Source organism: Fructilactobacillus frigidiflavus (assembly GCF_044054575.1).
GTDB classification, from domain to species: domain Bacteria; phylum Bacillota; class Bacilli; order Lactobacillales; family Lactobacillaceae; genus Fructilactobacillus; species Fructilactobacillus frigidiflavus.
The window spans coordinates 897,301-913,001 of record NZ_CP168716.1 but is presented as its reverse complement, the minus strand read 5'-3'; the positions used below and the strand labels follow the sequence as shown (position 1 = coordinate 913,001).

Annotated in this window: 11 protein-coding genes, 1 tRNA gene and 2 rRNA genes; 1 reads left to right on the top strand and 13 read right to left on the bottom strand. The window is 41.1% G+C overall.

Annotated elements, in window-relative coordinates:
• Position 1: 1 nt before the first annotated feature.
• The 9 genes from rnmV to trpS all read right to left on the bottom strand — a co-directional run bounded on the left by rnmV (position 2) and on the right by trpS (position 9,287).
• Positions 2–550 (bottom strand): ribonuclease M5, encoded by a 549-nt coding sequence (gene rnmV, locus ACEPSS_RS04570; RefSeq protein ID WP_395317808.1) that lies wholly within the window; start codon positions 548–550, stop codon positions 2–4.
• Complete coding sequence (locus ACEPSS_RS04565; RefSeq protein WP_395317806.1) at positions 551–1,324, bottom strand: TatD family hydrolase; 774 nt, start codon at positions 1,322–1,324, stop codon at positions 551–553.
• Positions 1,325–1,383: 59 nt separating this feature from the next.
• A complete protein-coding gene (metG, locus tag ACEPSS_RS04560; RefSeq protein ID WP_395317804.1) occupies positions 1,384–3,435 on the bottom strand; it encodes a methionine--tRNA ligase in 2,052 nt (683 codons plus the stop codon).
• Positions 3,436–3,512: 77 nt separating this feature from the next.
• Positions 3,513–4,352: a DUF72 domain-containing protein gene (locus ACEPSS_RS04555; protein ID WP_395317802.1), complete on the bottom strand. Its 840-nt coding sequence runs from the start codon at positions 4,350–4,352 to the stop codon at positions 3,513–3,515.
• The gene (locus ACEPSS_RS04550) at positions 4,353–5,063 is read right to left on the bottom strand and encodes an NAD-dependent protein deacylase (protein WP_395317800.1); all 711 of its coding nucleotides are present in this window, start codon (positions 5,061–5,063) and stop codon (positions 4,353–4,355) included.
• 12 nt (positions 5,064–5,075) lie between these two features.
• Entirely contained in the window at positions 5,076–6,038 is a 963-nt protein-coding gene (locus ACEPSS_RS04545) for an IpaB/EvcA family protein (protein ID WP_395317798.1), read from the bottom strand.
• A 1-nt stretch (position 6,039) separates the two neighbouring features.
• Entirely contained in the window at positions 6,040–7,296 is a 1,257-nt protein-coding gene (locus tag ACEPSS_RS04540) for a hydroxymethylglutaryl-CoA reductase, degradative (protein ID WP_395317796.1), read from the bottom strand.
• Between the two features lie 17 nt (positions 7,297–7,313).
• Complete coding sequence (locus ACEPSS_RS04535) at positions 7,314–8,240, bottom strand: exopolyphosphatase (protein ID WP_395317794.1); 927 nt, start codon at positions 8,238–8,240, stop codon at positions 7,314–7,316.
• Positions 8,241–8,267: 27 nt separating this feature from the next.
• Positions 8,268–9,287, bottom strand: coding sequence for a tryptophan--tRNA ligase (gene trpS, locus ACEPSS_RS04530; RefSeq protein ID WP_395317792.1), 1,020 nt, complete (start codon positions 9,285–9,287; stop codon positions 8,268–8,270).
• A 306-nt stretch (positions 9,288–9,593) separates the two neighbouring features.
• Between trpS and helD the strand changes: the two genes are divergently transcribed.
• Positions 9,594–11,891, top strand: a complete 2,298-nt coding sequence (gene helD / locus ACEPSS_RS04525) for an RNA polymerase recycling motor HelD (protein ID WP_395317790.1) — start codon at positions 9,594–9,596, stop codon at positions 11,889–11,891.
• A gap of 13 nt (positions 11,892–11,904) precedes the next feature.
• On the opposite strand, the gene mscL is transcribed toward helD, so the two are convergent.
• From mscL to ACEPSS_RS04505, 4 genes are all read right to left on the bottom strand, one after another.
• The gene (mscL, locus tag ACEPSS_RS04520; protein WP_395317788.1) at positions 11,905–12,273 is read right to left on the bottom strand and encodes a large-conductance mechanosensitive channel protein MscL; all 369 of its coding nucleotides are present in this window, start codon (positions 12,271–12,273) and stop codon (positions 11,905–11,907) included.
• 127 nt (positions 12,274–12,400) lie between these two features.
• Positions 12,401–12,473: transfer RNA gene (locus tag ACEPSS_RS04515), tRNA-Thr, on the bottom strand.
• Positions 12,474–12,544: 71 nt separating this feature from the next.
• Positions 12,545–12,661, bottom strand: a 5S ribosomal RNA gene (gene rrf, locus ACEPSS_RS04510).
• Between the two features lie 83 nt (positions 12,662–12,744).
• Positions 12,745–15,660 (bottom strand): 23S ribosomal RNA (locus ACEPSS_RS04505).
• Positions 15,661–15,701: the final 41 nt, after the last annotated feature.

Genomic DNA, 15,701 nt, shown 5'->3' with positions numbered 1-15,701 from the left:
CCTAATCTATCTGTTTCAACGCCGCTTCAAATTCAGCTTTGGTAATTCCAAACATCCGTAAGCGCCGTTGTAATTGTTTTGCATTGACGTATCCCAGGTGTAAAAGTTCGCCGAGTTCTAGGCGTCGCTCTTTGGCATCATGACTACCCATCAAGTTCGCATCCATTAACTCTTGTTGGCTAATAATTTCAGGATTATCATCGCTTTCGGTGTAGACATCACTTAGGGCTTCTCGAATTGCTTCAGGAGAAGCATGTTCCACTCCTAGCGATCCCCGCGGATTATCAGGAACCGCATCTTTCTTTTTCAAAAAGGCGTGTTTGGCTTCAGGGATTTCATCAGAAATAATCCGTCTGATTTTTTCTCCCGAAAAATCAGGATCGGTAAACACGATAATACCCCGTGTTTGGGCTAACCGGTCAATTAAATCTAAGGTTTCGTCGTCAATTGCTGATCCCCGCGTTTCAATCGTATCAGCATCAACGGCGCGTTGAATGCGTTTGGTATCGTCTTTTCCTTCAACTACAATTACTTCTTTAATTCGTTTCATTTATTTATCCAATCCAAAAATTCTCATTGTATTTGCGTAAGTCGCTTTTGCTACTTCATCAGGATTAAGATCCTTGTAGCGTGCAACAGCTTCTAAGGTGTATAACGTGTAGGCTGGTTCATTTTGATGTCCTCGTAATGGCTCCGGCGCTAAATAAGGAGCATCCGTTTCCACTAAAATGCGGTCCATTGGCGTTTGCTTTGCTGCTTCATGGATTTCCTTCGTCTTTTTAAAACTAGCAACGCCACTATATGAAAGGTTCATGCCTAAGTCTAAAAATTTCTGCATCCATTCCACGTCACCATTGAAACTGTGAATGATACCCCCCACCTCCTCAATGTGTTCATCTTTTAAGATGCGATAAGTGTCTTCAAACGCATCCCGGTTATGCACTGAGATGGGAAGGTGTAAGTTTTTAGCAATCTGAATTTGCCGCCGGAAAACACGTTCTTGCACATCTTTAGGGGCTGCTTTTTGAAACAGATCCATCCCAATTTCACCTAAAGCGACCACTTTTTCATCAGCAAGTTGGGCTTCTAAGACTTGTTCCGCTTTGGTATCAAAATTAAGGGCATCTTCGGGGTGCCAACCCACAATCGCATACATATCAGGGTATTCGTGGGCTAATTCAATGGCCCGTTGATTTAACGCCGTATTTGAACCAACGTTGGCCATTTTAACAACGCCTAGTTTTTGGGCATGCTCAAAGTACTCGTTGACTTGTCCAGCAAAGTGCTCGTCATTTAAATGGGTATGTGAATCAAAAATTTTCATTATAAACCTCCTAATTAGCAAAAAAACTCCACCAATTTGAATTAGTGAAGCCTAATTGTTTATGCTAATGAACTACCATTTTCCAGTGATGAATCAACGGTTACCACTTGAATGTCACCATTTTCTTTTTCAATTGAAAGAATCATGCCTTGGCTTAATTCACCACGAAGCTTAATGGGCTTCAAGTTTGCCACGATAATCACTTTCTTACCAACTAATTTTTCAAAATCAGGATACCATTTGGCAATTCCAGAAACGATTTGACGTTCCCCGTCATCACCCGCATCAAGTTTGAATTTTAATAATTTGTCGGCTTTGGCAACTTTATCAACAGCTTTGATTTCAGCAACCTTTAACTCCACCTTTTCAAAATCAGGAAAGGCAATGTCAGCTTTGAGGTTCTTTAAAGTAGTGACACCAGGAGTAGTTGTTTTGGCTTGGTCTTCATCAGCTTGTTTCATGGCAGAACGACCTTTAGCCTTTTCGTTAACCGTCATTTTCCCCTTAATGTATGCCACTTCTTCTTTGACATCGACCCGTGGGAAAATTGGTTCTCCGTTGGTGATCACTTTTCTGCCACCGACAAAATCAGTAAGCTTCGCATTTTTAATGTCAAACGTGCCGGCATCTAATCCCAGTTGGTTCAAAATTTCGAAGGCGGCATTTGGCATCGCTGGACTAATTAAGATGGCAATTAACCGTAAACTAGCGGCTAAATGAGCCATCACATTGGCTAATTGTTTAGCACTAGCTTCATCATCAGCTTGTTGTTTCGCTAACACCCAAGGTTCAGTTTGATCAATGTATTTGTTAGTTTGCGAAATCAATTTCCAAACCGCTGAAAGCGCATCGGACAAATGAACCGTATCCATTAAATGTTTGTATTCTTCAGTTGCCTCAGCTGCCACGGCTTGTAATTCTTGGCTAGCTTCATCATCTGTATCGTGATAATCCGGAGTTACGCCACCTTCATACTTGTTAATCATCGCAATCGTCCGATTTAACAAGTTTCCTAAGTCATTGGCTAAATCAAAGTTCACGCGGTTCACAAAGTCTTCGGGAGTGAAGACCCCGTCACCAGCAAAGGGAACAGCTTTTAATAAGTAATAACGAGTTGCATCCAGCCCGTAACGTTCAATTAAATCTTCGGGGTAAATGGCATTACCTTTTGATTTAGACATCTTACCGTCTTTCATGGTAATCCAACCATGTCCATAAATTTCTTCTGGAAGGGGTAACCCTAAAGCATGTAAAATGATTGGCCAATAAATACAGTGGAAGCGGACAATTTCTTTTCCAATCATTTGTAAATTAGCTGGCCAAAACTTTTTAAAGAGCGAATCATCAGCACTATCGTAACCTAGCGCGGTAATATAGTTGGTTAAGGCATCAATCCAGACGTACACCACGTGTTTAGGATTTGATGAAACGGGCACTCCCCAAGAAAAAGTGGTTCTTGAGACAGCTAAGTCTTCCAAACCAGGTTTCAAAAAGTTATTAATCATTTCGTGCATCCGTGAACTAGGTTGAATAAAGTCTGGATGAGCTTTGTAGTAATCCATTAACCAGTCTGCATACTTACTCATTTTAAAGAAGTAACATTCTTCGTTAACTAATTGGACTTCGTTACCAGTTGGAGCAATTCCACCCGTAACGTTGCCTTCATCATCGCGATAAACTTCGGCTAATTGGGATTCTGTAAAGTATTCTTCATCAGAAACAGAATACCAACCCGCATAAGTTCCTAAATAAATATCGCCTTGATCAAGCAGTTGTTGGAAAATCTTTTGAACTGCTTTCACGTGTCGTTCGTCAGTAGTTCTAATAAAATCATCATTAGACACGTCTAATTCGGCCCATAAATTTTTAATTTGATTAGCCATTTTATCCACATATTCTTGTGGTTGGACACCTAATTTTTCAGCTTTTTGTTCAATTTTTAAACCATGTTCATCAGTTCCCGTTAGGTAAAAAACATCATACCCAGATGACCGACGATAGCGGGCCACTGCATCAGCAGCAACTGTTGTATAGGAGTTTCCAATGTGTAATCTACCTGATGGGTAGTAAATTGGGGTCGTAACATAAAATGTTGGTTTTTGCTCTGCCATGTCGCTTCTCCTTATTCGTTTTAATATTATTGTTATTATACTACATGATTAATGTCTCCAGGCTAAGAAAAATAACCTTAAAACAAATCTAATTGCATTGCCGCTTGTTGGTTACCCTTAAGGTGCAAAATTTCTTGTAGTTGCAGGGCATTTTTGGCGGCTGCCTTTCCCGTATTATTGTTAAAAATGACAGCTACTTCATCAGCCTGGTTGTTTAAATCAGTCACGACTTGTGCAAGCTTAGTTAATTCGGTTGTTGAATAACGATAGCGATACCGTTCCCGAGTGCCCTTTGCCCATGCGGCTTCATTATGGCCGTGTAACCTAACAAAGACCAACTTTCGGTTGGTAACCACTGGGGTAAACGGGACTCCGTTAAACATTTGATGAGGTTCATCCACAATCACTTCGGTCATCTGTAAACTAGTCAAAAAGTTAGCTACATCTTTGCCAATTTCTGGTCCCGCCCACGATGCGTTTCGAAATTCGATTGAAAGTGGCAAATTACCCATCCACTGCCGAACTTGCCGTAAATACTGAATGTTAGCTTGGTTACAAGCAAAGGATGGCGGAAATTGAAACAAAAAAGAAACTAATTTTCCTGCCGCAAGCATCGGTTGAAAAGCGGTTTTAAATTTTTCAAACAGTTGTGCTAAGTCTGCATCTGAGAGCTCCGGCTGATTCCGCATCGGCGTTTTCGTCATCTTAGAGTTTGCTTTAACAATGAACTGAAAATCACCCGGAACCTCATTAACCCATTTTTGTACCCACTCCACTTTGGGAATGGCATAAAACGGACTGTCAACTTCAACAATTGGAAAATGCTCCGTATATTCTGGTAAGGTAATTTTCGCTTTATGCTTTTCTGATAAATCCGGATGATCAGTCCAAGTCGCTAGTCCCACTTTAATCATCATTTAAACCCGCAATTTGTTAAAGAAGTCCACGGCATCCATTTTTTGCATGATAAATGGAACCGGTAAATTCAATTCCTCTTGATTAATTACCAACACCTGAGCGCCTGGTTGGCGATAATCAAGTAGTCCTGCAAACGGATAAACTCGCATTGAGGTCCCCACAATTACAATTAAATCAGCGTTTTGGACGGCTTGTAAACTTTGCATGACCGTCTTTTCATTAATCCCTTCACCATATAACACAATGTTAGGCCGCAAGATTCCCCCACAATCTTCGTGATACATGGAGTTAGCGTAAGTGGCATAGTCAACGTGTTTGCCACATTTTTGACAATAAATATCGTACACATTCCCGTGAAATTCAGCTAAATGTTGCGCACCAGCTTGTTGGTAAAGACCATCGACGTTTTGGGTAACAATGGCCGCCCGATTTTGCCGGGTCAATTCCGCTTGTTTTTCATGAATGACGTTTGGTTGTGCCTTGGGATAATACATATTGTTCATCACATAATGATAAAAAGTGTCTGGTTCATTAACTAAACAATCATGACTTAAATAATATTCCGCTGGTTTATCAGTCTGGTCAGTGGTGTATAACCCACCCTTTGAACGATAATCCGGGATGCCAGATGGAGTCGAAATCCCCGCACCCGTTAAAAATGCAATTTGCTTTGCATCATCAAACATTTGTTGCAATTCATTCATTTTCATGACATGCCTCATCTATCTAATTAAATATGGAATCTTTAATTCATCAAATAATTCTTGAACTGTTTTGGCATAAATATTTTGAATAAACTTTTCCGCTAGTTTTGCATCAGTTGGACCCGTCAAAACAAAGGAATCTTGATCATCAACAGCCGCAAACCCAATGTAAGCCCGCGTTAAACTAGTCTTACTCTTTAATTCAGAATGATATAGTTTGAAGACCTGGCTGACTTTAAGCCCTAGTTGGCGTTTGGAGAAGACGGAAGTCAACATCGCAAAATCAGTTAAGTGAAGTTCTGGTAAATTCCAGCCCTTCATTTGACCATCAAAGGCTTTAAATAACTTCACCACGTTCCGCCGAAAGGCAAAGGGACTGTCAGTTGGTTTTTCGGTAATGATCTTATAGAGTCGTTGGGCCGCTTGGGTAGCAATCGGAAAGTTTTGGACAAAAACCGTATCGTGTTCAGCAAACTGATTTCCGAAGAACACCATGGCATCTAAAATGGTAGCCACTCGGATAATCATTTCGGCATCAACTTTTCCGGTTTCTGGCGTAATTGTCTGACGCACGCCCTTAATGTATTCCGCTTCTACTTGCGGAGTAATCAACCCGTGCTTGCGTTGTTCTGAGTAAACCACAAAATGGGCAATTACATCAAAAAGTTCAGTCCCTACAAACTGCAGTTGTTCATCTAACGCGCCGTCACCGGTGGTTAGCGGAAAATAAATTTGCGGAAAGCCCCGTAAGGTCATTAATAAATGTAGCAATTCGTGCGTTGCCGTAAAATCAGGTTCCGTCATGTCATTAATTTGCACAAAAAGATTTTTACCATCTTGCATAATTTGGGCTTGATCGTGTTTCACGTAGCCTGATTTTAAGTTTCCAATAAATTGAACTTGGACATCACCATCAAAAAAGCGTGAGACCGCATTTAGTAAACTTTTTGCTTTCGGTCCTAATTTAAATTCTTCTGCCAACTTAATTGTCTCCTTTGAGTTCCTGTAAGATTTGAATTGCATTTTCTAAGTTTTGTGCTGCATCTGGTAGTTGATCTAACTTCATCACCACTTGTTTAATTTCTGCTCCTTGAGCTCCCGCAGTCATTGCAAGTGATTTGAGTTGTAGCCGCATATGTCCGCGTTGAATTCCCTCAGTTACTAGGGCTTTTAAGGCAGCCAAATTTTGTGCTAAGCCGACTCCCGCAAGGACTTCCATAATTTCAATGGCATTATCAATGTCTAAAATTTGATAATTGATTTTGCTCATTGGTAATAAGTGAGTGGCTCCCCCAACTGTTCCCGTTGGAATGGGAAGTTTAATCATGCCTTCTAGACCAGCATCCGTCACCCGCCAATTACTAAGCCCTTTATAAGCGCCTTTACGTGCTGCATAAGAGTGAGTCGCTGCTTCCACGGCCCGCCAATCATTTCCAGTAGCAACGACGACGGCATCAATTCCATTCATAATTCCCTTATTATGCGTGGCAGCCCGTTTCGGATAAATATTAGCCACGTGAGCTGCTTCTTCAATTTTTTGGGCAACTGCTTTTCCAGATAAATCCCCTCGTTGCAAAGCATCAAAGGGAACAATTCCTGTGGCAATCACGATATTATAATCACCATAGTTGGATAAAATACTCATCAAAACTTCTTGGCCTAAGTTTAATTCAATGTTTTTGGCTGCGGCTTCCAACATGGAATTCATGGTATTAGCCCCCATGGCATCGCCGACATCCACAAAGAGTTCAAACGAAACGTGTTCTTCATCAATCATGTTGTATTTGATATCGCGAATTCCGCCGTATTGCGTAATGCTAGGATGCGCTTTTAAAGCAATCTCGATTAATTTAGCTTTATTTTTTTCAAACCAATCTTGCACCCCGAGTACGTTATCAGTTTTTAAAATAATTTCTCCGGTCAAAACCCGACTAGCAGCTGTCGCAGTAATTCCACCGCCGTCCCGAAGCATTTTGGCTCCGTTACTGGCCGCCGCAATTACAGAAGGTTCTTCGGTTACCATTGGGATTAAATAATCCTTATCGTTCACGCGAAAGTTCGTTGCAATTCCTTCGGGTAGACCATAATCAGTTAAGTAATTTTCAATCAATTCGCTTCCAACCGTTTGAAAATTTTGGTTAATCGTCTTAATTTGCTCATCATTTAAATTAGCTGCTTCAGCCACTAATTTAAGACGTTCTTGATAAGGTTTTCGAAAAAAGCCACTAAAATCTGTCATTTGCTTAACTTCCCTTCTTAACTAAAATTATCTTCTACGTACTCGTTCACAACTCCTTCGCGAACGCCGCCATCAGAAAAAATGACCCGTTTTGAATCAATAAAATCCATGACGGAGGTTAAATTGATTAATCCTCCCACAATGACATCCGCTCGATCACTTTCGAGACCATTAATTGCCTGGCGTTGTTTTAAATTATCATTGAGAAACACACGCATCGTATGGTTAATTTGCTTTCTGGTTAGTTGATAATCTTGAATCCGGTCAACGTGTTTAAAGTGTTGATGCCGCCGATTAATCCGAGCTAAAGTTCGGGCCGCTCCCCCAATCAAAACGATGGGATAATGGACAGGATGATTTAACCACCCAATTTTACTGTACATCTCAATGATGAATTGTTGTGCCGAAAATAAGTTAGCCGCCGTAATTTCATCTTGTAACTTAAACCGTTCCGTCATTTTCACGGCCCCGGTGGGAATGCTAACGTAGTTGATGGCTTGTTTATTCCGAACGTGAACAATTTCCACGCTTGCGCCCCCGATATCCATTAAGACATAGTCCTTAACGCTCAGTCGTTTCACGACCCCTTGATAGTCGTAATAGGCTTCTTCGTTTCCCGTTAACACCTGGACTTTGATTCCCAGTTCGGCTTGAATACTATTTAAAAAATCTTGTTGATTTTGTGCCTGTCGCACTGCGGCCGTAGCAATGGCACGAACTGTGACGTTGTTTAATTTACTGTATTCATCTTTAAAATGTTTTAATGCTGAAATGGTTCGTTTCATGGCGGAAAATTGCAGAATATTTTTGGTTCCCATTCCTTCAGAAAGACGGGTATCATTTTTCATTCGTTTTACTTCATGGTAGGTTCCATCCGCATTAATTTGATACACAGCCATGCGTACTGAATTCGAACCGATATCAATGATGACAAAATTTTCCATCCGCATCTCCTCTACTAGTGGGTTAGACTAGCTAAAGTAATTAATTCCCATTGCATCGCGAACTTCATTTAAAGTTTTTTCAGCAACTTGGTTAGCCTTTTGACTGCCTTCTTCTAAGATTTGATAAACCTTAGCGGGATCTTGTTCAAATTTTTCCCGACGTTCCCGAATCGGAGTTAAGAGGTTTTGTAAGACTTCGTTTAAGTATAGTTTAATTTTAACATCTCCCAAACCACCACGAGTATATTGGTCCTTCAATGCTTGGACTTTAGCTTGATCATCGGCAAAAATATCAAGATAAGTGAAAACCGTATTGCCTTCAACTTGACCAGGATCTTCAACGTGAATGTGGTTGGGATCAGTGTACATTGACATTACTTTTTTCTTGATGGTTTCGGCATCATCCGATAAGTAAATACAGTTATTTAAGGACTTACTCATTTTGGCATTCCCATCTAAGCCAGGAATTCGACCTTGGCCTTTTGGTGGGAAATAACCCTTAGGCTCAACTAACACATCCGTGTGGTACGCACTGTTGAAACTCCGAACGATTTCGCGAGTTTGTTCAAGCATTGGTTCTTGATCATCACCTACGGGAACCACGGTCGCTTTAAAGGCTGTAATGTCTGCTGCTTGGGAAACCGGGTAAGTTAAGAAGCCAGCTGGCACGCTTTCTTTAAAACTCTTTTGTTGGATTTCGTGTTTAACCGTTGGATTTCTTTCCAACCGAGCAACAGAAACTAAATTCATGTAAATCATGGTTAGTTCATTTAATGCTGGAATTTGTGATTGCACAAAAATGGTTGACTTAGTTGGGTCAATCCCTACGGCTAAATAATCTAAAGCCACTTGGAAAAGACTGTTTCTGATTTTTTCGGGATCACGGGCGTTATCGGTCAAAGCTTGCATATCCGCAATCATAATGAAGGGTTCGTAATCCCCGGTGTTTTGTAATTCAACTCGATTTTTAAGCGAGCCGACGAAATGTCCGATGTGTAATTTACCGGTAGGACGATCTCCGGTTAAAATAATTGGTTTTTTTGTCATTTTAAAATTCCTTTCTATCAAAAAAACGCCCATTGATAAAAATCAATAGGACGCCTAGACGTGGTACCACCTAATTTGCATTTATAAAAAATGCCACTAATAACTATAAGGTCGTTAACCGTTTACCCATTTCGTTTTGTCTGACTACTTTCAGCAACCGTAGTCTCTCTGTCAAGGCGACGCCACTACTCAACTTTAATCTTAATTTTAGGGGTTTTACGGAGAAATGTCAAAGCTCAAACCCATTGACAGGCCCCTTTTTTCCAATTAGAATTATCACCGACTTATAAACGAGGTGGAGCTATTTTGGATAAGCAAGATGAACAGCAAGAACAACAACGAGTAACCTTTATTTCTGACTTATTAAATCAGAAAATAACTAAAACGAAACAGGCCGTGGAAGAAGCCAAAGTTGAAGCCCAAAAGGTACAAAAAAACTACGGCATCAACACATCGGTTAACTACTTAGAAGCTGATGACCGAATTGAAACCAAAGCTGATTTGCAACAACAACGAAGTTTGGTTAATAAGGTTGTGGAAGACGAAAATATCGTCAAACGGCAATTACAGACCTTTAAATCATTACAACATTCACCCTATTTTGGTCGCATCGACATTCAAGATGAAGGTGATCCTGAAATTGATCAATTGTACATTGGAACTGCTTCCTTATTAGATGATGAAACGGGTGAATTTTTAATTCATGACTGGCGGGCTCCCATTTCTAGTATTTACTATAACGGAACGTTAGGGAAAGTGAGTTACGAAACGCCTAATGGACCACAAAAAACGGATTTGTTAAAAAAACGCCAGTTTCAAATTAAAGATGGTCAGTTAATTAACATGTTTGACACTAACGAAACGGTTGGAGATGAACTTTTACAAAAAGAACTAAACGCTAAAAGTTCCGATCAGTTACGTAACATTGTAGCGACCATTCAACGTTCCCAAAATGATATCATTCGCGATACGAAAAGTGATTTATTAGTGGTTCAAGGAGTCGCTGGATCAGGAAAAACTTCGGCTTTATTACAGCGAATTGCCTTTTTGTTATACCATAGTCGTGATGAATTAAATGCCAGTCAAATTATTTTATTCTCGCCAAACTTACTTTTTTCCAACTATATTAGTGAAGTACTGCCTAGTTTAGGAGAACGCAACATGCGCCAAGTAACCCTGGCGGAGTTCTTCTCCCAACGTTTGGAAGGAGTTAAAGTTCAAACCCTCTTTAGTCGTTTTGAAGACCAAAACACTAATACGAAAATTAATGAGTTAAAGGGTAGCCAGTCCTTCATTAACCAAATCGATACCTATTTGAACCAGCTAAATGGTTCAAATATTATCTTCACTGATATTTATTTTCAAGGGGCGGTGTTCTTTAAAAAGGAAACGATTCAAGCAATCTATGATCGTGTCAATCCAAACTTACCGTTAGCCGATAAATTGTTAAAAACGAAAAATACTTTAATTAAAACCTTAAAACAAGAGGTTAATAAGGCAATTCATGATGACTGGGTGTTAGAAAAGATTGATTCCCTATCTGATGAAGAATATCATAACTATTTAATTGATAAAAAACCATCTGATTTTGAAAACTTTGACGCAGAACATGATTACATTGCGACGCAAATTGCGAAAGAACGTTTACGAATTGTCTACGATGCCATTTATAATAATAGTTTTTGGGATCCGTTTACTCAGTACCTGGAGTTTTTAAAACAAGTTGATTTGTCAGCTAAAATCAATTTATCGGATTGGCAAGCTGACATCAAACAATTTCAACATCAGTTTGAATTTCATCAGTTACGTTTAGCTGATGCAGCTCCTTTGTTATATCTGCGTGATAAGTTTACGGGGGAAAATAAAAATAATAACATTAAGTATTTGTTTATTGATGAAGTCCAGGATTATTCAATTGCGGAAATTATGTATTTAAAATTAATTTTTAAAAACGCTAAATTTAATCTAATTGGTGATAGTGAACAGGCCATTTTTAAAGATGTGGAAGCAGCCCCCCAATTATTAAAAAAATTAAACGATGCGATTCCAGTTCGGCATCCCCGCTTGATTAATCTAAATCGGTCGTACCGGTCAACCTACCCAATTACCACGTTTGCCAGTTCAATCCTTCCAGACGGTGAACATATCGAAGCATTTAAACGGGACGGCGAAAAACCGGTAGCTTACGTTGAAGCAAATCCGGCTGCTAGTCTGAATCGTTTAAAAAAGGTTATCACAACTAAATTGGAACTAAAGGACTCCGTGGCGATTATTACCAAAAATCGTTCTGAAGCAGAAATGCTGTATCGCAAATTACGAAAAGAATTTGATCCTTTGTTGGTTTCCGATACAGCCCGGACCATTGATAAAAAAGTGGTTATTTTACCAGTTTACCTAGCTAAAGGAATGGAATTTGATGACATCATTGGTTGGGATATTTCACAGGCTAACTATCCTGATCATCATAGTCTTGGTATCTTGTACACAATTATGACTAGAGCCATGCATTCATTGACGCTAATCAGTAATCAAACCATTAGTCCACTAATTCCAGACAAGGCCATTAAGGATAATTTAATCCAAATAAAAAAAGTTGAGAAATAATTTCTCAACTTTTTTATTTTTGTTCTTCTTTTAATAAAGTCACAATTTCTTTTAAATATTTTTCCTTTGGATCTTCTTTTGTTGCTTTCTTTGTGGTGATATTAGACTTGTTTAGTAATTTAACCATCATGAAGACGACAAACGCGATAATCAAGAAGTTAATGACTGAATTAATAAATACCCCATATTTAAAAGTAGCGTTACCAACTTTAAATACTAAGTTAGAAAGATCAATTTTGCCTAAGAAAATTCCAATAAATGGGTTAATAATATTCTTAACCAGTGAACTAACGATGGATGTGAAAGCAGCTCCAACAATTACCCCAACTGCCATATCAATCACGTTACCTTTAGAAATAAACTTTTTAAATTCTTGCCACATAATAATCTCCCTTTCTTTTCAAAAATGATTTAACTCATCAAAGACACCGTTCAATTATAACAAGGTTACCGTAGTTTTTATAGCGATAGGGAAAATTCTTCAATTTTTCATCAGATGAATAGCTTTAAGCCGCTTCGGGGATTTGAACCCTGAATCTTTTCCTTACCATGGAAGTGCTCTACCTATTGAGCTAAAGCGGCAACTTAATTTTAACATATCTCTACATAAAACAAAAAAAAGACCTTAGCTTGCGCTAAAGTCTTTTTCATTTGCGTGGCAACGTCCTATCCTCGCAGGGGGCGATCCCCCAACTACTTTTGGCGTGCTGAAGCTTAACTTCTGTGTTCGGCATGGGAACAGGTGTATCCTTCAGGCTATCGCCACCACACTATTTTGTTTGAGAACTTTGTTCTCTCAAAACTAGACAATATTATTTTCTTCCGATTAACTTCCATTGTATCTTCATTCTACTTGGTTAAGTCCTCGACTGATTAGTATTAGTCCGCTTCACGTATCACTACGCTTCCACTTCTAACCTATCTACCTGATCATCTTTCAGGAGTCTTACTTCCATATAGGAATGGGAAATCTCATCTTGAGGCGAGTTTCACACTTAGATGCTTTCAGCGTTTATCTCATCCATACATAGCTACTCAGCAATGCGCCTGGCGGCGCAACTGATACACCAGCGGTATGTCCATCCCGGTCCTCTCGTACTAGGGACAGCTCCTCTCAAATTTCCTGCGCCCGCGACGGATAGGGACCGAACTGTCTCACGACGTTCTGAACCCAGCTCGCGTACCGCTTTAATGGGCGAACAGCCCAACCCTTGGGACCAACTACAGCCCCAGGATGCGATGAGCCGACATCGAGGTGCCAAACCTCCCCGTCGATGTGAACTCTTGGGGGAGATAAGCCTGTTATCCCCAGGGTAGCTTTTATCCGTTGAGCGATGGCCCTTCCATATGGTACCACCGGATCACTAAGTCCGACTTTCGTCCCTGCTCGACCTGTATGTCTCGCAGTCAAGCTTGCTTTTGCCTTTACACTTTAGGAATGATTTCCAACCATTCTAAGCAAACCTTTGAGCGCCTCCGTTACTGTTTAGGAGGCGACCGCCCCAGTCAAACTGCCAACCAGACACTGTCTCCGCGCACGATTAGTGCGCAGGGTTAGAGTGTTCACATAACAAGGGTAGTATCCCACTGACGCCTCCACCGAGACTAGCGTCCCGGCTTCTATGGCTCCTACCTATCCTGTACAAGTTATGTAAACACCCAATATCAAGCTACAGTAAAGCTCCATGGGGTCTTTCCGTCCTGTCGCGGGTAACCTGCTTCTTCACAGGTATCTTAATTTCACCGAGTCTATCGTTGAGACAGTACTCAAATCGTTACGCCTTTCGTGCGGGTCGGAACTTACCCGACAAGGAATTTCGCTACCTTAGGACCGTTATAGTTACGGCCGCCGTTTACTGGGGCTTCATTTCGGTGCTTCGCCGAAGCTAACACTTCCACTTAACCTTCCAGCACCGGGCAGGCGTCAGCCCATATACTTCATCTTACGATTTTGCATAAACCTGTGTTTTTGATAAACAGTCGTTTGAGTCTTTTCACTGCGGCTGGCCGTGAGGCCAGCACCCCTTCTTCCGAAGTTACGGGGTCATTTTGCCGAGTTCCTTAACGATAGTTCTCTCGCTCACCTGAGGATACTCTCCTCGACTACCTGTGTCGGTTTGCGGTACGGGTAATTAATTACTAACTAGAAGCTTTTCTCGGCAGTGTGACGTCAGATACTTCTCTACTTAAATTTCGATCCTCATCATCGCTTGTCAACGCGCTTAAAAGCATTTGACTCTTAAACTGACTTACGATTTGAACACACATTTCCAATCGTGTGCATATCTTAGCCTACTGCGTCCCTCCATCGTTCAAACATAATTAACTAGTACAGGAATCTCAACCTGTTATCCATCGCCTACGCTTCTCAGCCTCGGCTTAGGTCCCGACTAACCCTGGGTGGACGAGCCTTCCCCAGGAAACCTTAGTCATTCGGTGGATCAGATTCTCACTGATCTTTCGCTACTCATACCGGCATTCTCACTTCTAAGCGCTCCAGTAGTCCTTACGGTCTACCTTCATTGCCCTTAGAACGCTCTCCTATCACGCAACATAGTTGCGTCCGCAGTCTCGGTAATATGCTTAGCCCCGGTAAATTTTCGGCGCAGAATCACTCGACTAGTGAGCTATTACGCACTCTTTAAATGGTGGCTGCTTCTGAGCCAACATCCTAGTTGTCTATGCAACTCCACTTCCTTTTCCACTTAGCATATATTTAGGGACCTTAACTGGCGGTCTGGGCTGTTCCCCTTTCGACGATGGATCTTATCACTCATCGTCTGACTCCCGGACATAAATCAATGGTATTCGGAGTTTATCTGAACTCAGTAATCCTAGATGGACCCCTTGCTCAAACAGTGGCTCTACCTCCATGATTCTAATTCCGAGGCTAGCCCTAAAGCTATTTCGGAGAGAACCAGCTATCTCCAAGTTCGTTTGGAATTTCACCGCTACCCACACCTCATCCCAGCACTTTTCAACGTACACGGGTTCGGACCTCCGGTGCGTATTACCGCACTTTCATCCTGGACATGGGTAGATCACCTGGTTTCGGGTCTACGGCAACATACTAATACGCCCTATTAAGACTCGCTTTCGCTACGGCTCCGCTTTTTCGGCTTAACCTTGCATGCAACTGTAACTCGCCGGTTCATTCTACAAGAGGCACGCCATCACCCATTAACGGGCTCTGACTGCTTGTAGGCACATGGTTTCAGGAACTATTTCACTCCCCTTCCGGGGTGCTTTTCACCTTTCCCTCACGGTACTGGTTCACTATCGGTCACTAGGGAGTATTTAGCCTTGGGAGATGGTCCTCCCAGATTCCGACGACGTTTCACGTGTGTCGCCGTACTCAGGATACTGAACTGAGGGTATTTGATTTCGTTTACGAGACTATCACTCTCTTTGGTGTAGCTTCCCAACTACTTCAACTATCAAATACTTTTGTAACTCAAATGTTCAGTCCTACAACCCCGAACCACAAGGGTTCGGTTTGGGCTGTTCCCCGTTCGCTCGCCGCTACTTAGGGAATCGAAATTTCTTTATATTCCTGTGGGTACTTAGATGTTTCAGTTCCCCACGTCTGCCTCTGCATAGCTATGTATTCACTATACAGTGACCAGTCATAACACTGGTCGAGTTTCCTCATTCGGAAATCTCCGGATCAAAGCTTACGTACAGCTCCCCGAAGCTTATCGCAGTTAGTTGCGTCCTTCATCGGCTCCTAGTACCAAGGCATTCACCATGCGCCCTTATTAACTTAACCTATAATCCGACGGATTATAAATTATTTGAGTTTTAGCGATT

Bases quoted from the DNA above. Each gene is read 5' to 3' on its own strand.
- rnmV (WP_395317808.1), bottom strand. From the start codon at position 550: ATGAAACGAATTAAAGAAGTAATTGTAGTTGAAGGAAAAGACGATACC.
- ACEPSS_RS04565 (WP_395317806.1), bottom strand. From the start codon at position 1,324: ATGAAAATTTTTGATTCACATACCCATTTAAATGACGAGCACTTTGCT.
- metG (WP_395317804.1), bottom strand. From the start codon at position 3,435: ATGGCAGAGCAAAAACCAACATTTTATGTTACGACCCCAATTTACTAC.
- ACEPSS_RS04555 (WP_395317802.1), bottom strand. From the start codon at position 4,352: ATGATGATTAAAGTGGGACTAGCGACTTGGACTGATCATCCGGATTTA.
- ACEPSS_RS04550 (WP_395317800.1), bottom strand. From the start codon at position 5,063: ATGAAAATGAATGAATTGCAACAAATGTTTGATGATGCAAAGCAAATT.
- ACEPSS_RS04540 (WP_395317796.1), bottom strand. From the start codon at position 7,296: ATGACAGATTTTAGTGGCTTTTTTCGAAAACCTTATCAAGAACGTCTT.
- ACEPSS_RS04535 (WP_395317794.1), bottom strand. From the start codon at position 8,240: ATGGAAAATTTTGTCATCATTGATATCGGTTCGAATTCAGTACGCATG.
- trpS (WP_395317792.1), bottom strand. From the start codon at position 9,287: ATGACAAAAAAACCAATTATTTTAACCGGAGATCGTCCTACCGGTAAA.
- mscL (WP_395317788.1), bottom strand. From the start codon at position 12,273: ATGTGGCAAGAATTTAAAAAGTTTATTTCTAAAGGTAACGTGATTGAT.